The organism is Microcystis sp. M_QC_C_20170808_M3Col (genome assembly GCF_007095505.1).
GTDB lineage: Bacteria > Cyanobacteriota > Cyanobacteriia > Cyanobacteriales > Microcystaceae > Microcystis.
Window position 1 is genome coordinate 1 of sequence record NZ_SFBY01000470.1, and the last position, 3,119, is coordinate 3,119.

4 protein-coding genes and 1 pseudogene are annotated in these 3,119 nt (G+C 47.0%); 4 read left to right on the forward strand and 1 reads right to left on the reverse strand.

What is annotated here, in order from left to right; genetic code table 11:
* Positions 1-221 precede the first annotated feature (221 nt).
* Positions 222-551, reverse strand: a complete 330-nt coding sequence (locus EWV84_RS21830) for an NAD(P)H-quinone oxidoreductase subunit M (RefSeq protein WP_287080037.1) — start codon at positions 549-551, stop codon at positions 222-224.
* Positions 552-835: 284 nt separating this feature from the next.
* Here EWV84_RS21830 and rpsO point away from each other — a divergent pair, with 284 nt between their 5' ends.
* From rpsO to EWV84_RS21850, 4 genes and pseudogenes are all read left to right on the forward strand, one after another.
* Positions 836-1,105, forward strand: coding sequence for a 30S ribosomal protein S15 (rpsO, locus tag EWV84_RS21835; protein ID WP_002738807.1), 270 nt, complete (start codon positions 836-838; stop codon positions 1,103-1,105).
* A 24-nt stretch (positions 1,106-1,129) separates the two neighbouring features.
* Positions 1,130-1,594 carry a PAM68 family protein gene (locus EWV84_RS21840; protein ID WP_002763019.1) on the forward strand — a complete coding sequence of 155 codons (465 nt, stop codon included), beginning with the start codon at positions 1,130-1,132 and terminating at the stop codon, positions 1,592-1,594.
* Between the two features lie 58 nt (positions 1,595-1,652).
* On the forward strand, positions 1,653-2,708 hold the full coding sequence (gene aroF / locus EWV84_RS21845; RefSeq protein WP_287080041.1) for a 3-deoxy-7-phosphoheptulonate synthase: 1,056 nt from the start codon (positions 1,653-1,655) through the stop codon (positions 2,706-2,708).
* A gap of 64 nt (positions 2,709-2,772) precedes the next feature.
* Positions 2,773-3,119, forward strand: a pseudogene (locus tag EWV84_RS21850) (Uma2 family endonuclease); the annotation flags it as partial.

Genomic DNA, 3,119 nt, shown 5'->3' on the forward strand with positions numbered 1-3,119 from the left:
CGGAGAGGTTGCATTTAGCAAGAATCCGATAGAGAGGCTTGTAGTTAGCCCTGTACGGGTCAAAGCGTACAAAGCTGATTCAAAGTGCGACGTTTGCGTACAGAATTAGTAACTATAACAGGCAATTCTTCCCTCACCCCCAAGGAGTGAAACTCCTCATTGCCGCGAGGCAAATTCCCCACCCCCCTAGGTGTCCGGGTGGGGAAGGTACGCGGAATCGTTCACCCTAATTTCGGTAAACCCATACTATAGTTCTGCACTCTGGCGTTGAGATTATAGCTAATTTCTCCTTTTTGCAGGAGAGAACGGATAAAATGTTCTAGATCTGAACCGATGCGACGGAGATTATATTCGCTCAGTTCTTCCCCATTGTACGATTCTACCAATTCATCAAACTTACTATAAACCTTATTGAGAGCCACTTCTTCCCAATTAAATTCATTATCGGGATCCACATCAAGAGTCAAGACATTGTTACTCTCGATGAATTGATTATTTTTTACTTCAGCCGTATAAATGCGAATATGACGGGTCGTGGATTTTAACAGCATGGAATCTTCAGGGTAAGTTAGACGCTATGTCTAAGATTTTGCCATGATTTGCGGAATTGGGGAATTGGGAAGTTTTTTTCAGTGATCAGTAAACAGTAAACAGTAATCAGTGAAAAGACAACACTGTTACTGTCACCCATGTACTGCTCACTTAACACCCCCACTGATAACTGGTAACTGGTAACTGATAACTGAGATGGCTGTCTCCCGAACAATGTTTACGGATCGACCAGAAACGTGATACTATGATAGATTGCAGTGTTTAAGCAGAGATCACGAGTCCTATGGCCTTAACCCAGACCAAAAAACAAGAACTAATCAGCCAATATCAGGCCCACGAAACCGATACAGGATCATCGGAGTTACAGGTAGCTTTCTTAACCGAGAGAATCAACCAACTGACCGAACACCTGAAAGCTAACCCGAAAGACCATGCTTCCCGTCGGGGATTACTCCAGATGATCGGTCGTCGTCGGGGACTGTTAACCTATATCCAGAAGAAAGATCAACAACGTTATCAAACCCTGATTGGTCGTCTCGGAATTCGCCGTTAAGCATACCCCCTTTGCATCCCTACCATGGCCTCTGAATCGAAATCGACGGAGAAAAAAGAACGTCTCCCCTTTGAGCCGCGCCAAAATAAGCGAAAAACCCCGAAAATTGCCCCTAGTCCCGTGCCACCGCCCCTAAAAAATCGCTCCGAGGAAACCAGCTTAAAGGCGATTCCGCAAGTGGTCAGTCAACGGATGGCCAAACGGATGGCGGTATTTTGTGGCCTGCCGACGGCACTGGGGATAGCTTCCTTTTTTGGCTTCTACTGGATTATTAGCCACGATCTTCTCGAAATCCCTTCCTACGTCGCCATGCTCGTCAGTTTAAGCCTATTTGGTCTAGGTTTCATCGGTCTGAGTTATGGCATCTTCTCCGCTTCTTGGGATGAGGATCGGGTGGGGGATTGGCTAGGATGGCAAGAATTTCAAGCTAATTTTGGCAGAACGATCGCCGCGTGGCGGTCCGGCAAAAAAGAAGTGGAAGAAAAATAGATAACCTCTAGAAATCGTCAACAATAGAGATTAAAGGAAAAAATAAAGGGTTAATGCCATGATTATTGTCATGAAAGTTGGTTCCCCGGAAATTGAAATCGAGCGCATCGGTGCCGAATTCGAGGCATGGGGATTAAGTCCCGAAAAAATCGTCGGTAAGCATAAAGTTGTCATCGGTTTAGTCGGAGAAACCAGGGAATTAGACCCCCTACAAATCCAAGAATTAAGCCCTTGGATCGAAACCGTCCTGCGAGTCGAACAACCCTTCAAGCGCGCCTCTTTAGAATACCGTCACGGCGAATACAGCGAGGTTTTAGTCCCCACTCCTAACGGTGTTATCCCCATCGGCAGAAATCATACCGTTAGCATTGTCGCCGGCCCCTGTTCGGTGGAAAATGAAGCGATGATCGTGGAAACTGCCAAACGAGTGGCGGCAGCCGGAGCGCAATTCCTCCGCGGTGGTGCCTACAAACCCCGCACTTCTCCCTATGCTTTCCAAGGTCACGGGGAAAGCGCTTTGGAATTACTAGCGGCGGCTAGAGATGCCAGTGGTTTGGGTATTATCACGGAAGTAATGGACGCGGCGGATCTCGATAAGATTGTCGAAATAGCCGACGTGGTGCAAGTGGGGGCGCGCAATATGCAGAATTTTTCCCTCCTGAAAAAAGTTGGGGCGCAACCGAAACCGGTCCTACTCAAGCGCGGCATGGCGGCCACTATTGAAGATTGGTTGATGGCGGCAGAATATATCCTCGCGGCAGGAAATAGCAGTGTCATTCTCTGCGAACGCGGTATCCGCACCTTTGACAGTAAATATACTCGCAATACCCTAGATTTATCCTGTATTCCCGTTTTAAGAACTTTAACTCACCTGCCGATCATGATCGATCCTAGCCACGGTACGGGTAAATGGGAATATGTCCCGACCATGGCCATGGCTTCCCTGGCAGCCGGGGCCGATTCCTTGATGATCGAGGTACATCCTAACCCGGCGAAGGCCCTATCTGATGGGCCGCAATCCTTGACCCCCGACCGGTTCGATCGATTAACTCAGGAGTTAGCGGTCATTGGTAAGACGATCGGGCGTTGGCCCCAAGTTCCAGCACTGGTTTAATAAGATGATCAGGGGGTGAATCAACCCCCTTTTTTGGGCATAAATTTCGCTTTTCGGGGCAGTTATGGTGACAGTTCCTCTGGAGTTAAATACTAGCGAAATCCGGGCAGAAAGACGGGTTACTTTTTATCATCTCAATTGGCTATCCTATCAGCAAATTTTACAGGCGCTAGGGGAAAATAATCGCGCCCATTTATTTTATGATCGTGGTACTTTAGAAATTACTATGCCCCTAGAAGAACACGAGTTTTACCGAGAATTAATCGGATTATTTATTCGGATTTTGGTGGTAGAATTGGGTTTAAAAATTAAAAGTATGGGTTCCACAACTCTAGCTAGGGAAGATTTAGAACGAGGAGCAGAACCTGACAATGCCTACTATATTCAAAATCAGGCTAAAGTGCTGGGAAA

Bases quoted from the DNA above. Each gene is read 5' to 3' on its own strand.
- rpsO (WP_002738807.1), top strand. From the start codon at position 836: ATGGCCTTAACCCAGACCAAAAAACAAGAACTAATCAGCCAATATCAG.
- EWV84_RS21830 (WP_287080037.1), bottom strand. From the start codon at position 551: ATGCTGTTAAAATCCACGACCCGTCATATTCGCATTTATACGGCTGAA.
- aroF (WP_287080041.1), top strand. From the start codon at position 1,653: ATGATTATTGTCATGAAAGTTGGTTCCCCGGAAATTGAAATCGAGCGC.
- EWV84_RS21840 (WP_002763019.1), top strand. From the start codon at position 1,130: ATGGCCTCTGAATCGAAATCGACGGAGAAAAAAGAACGTCTCCCCTTT.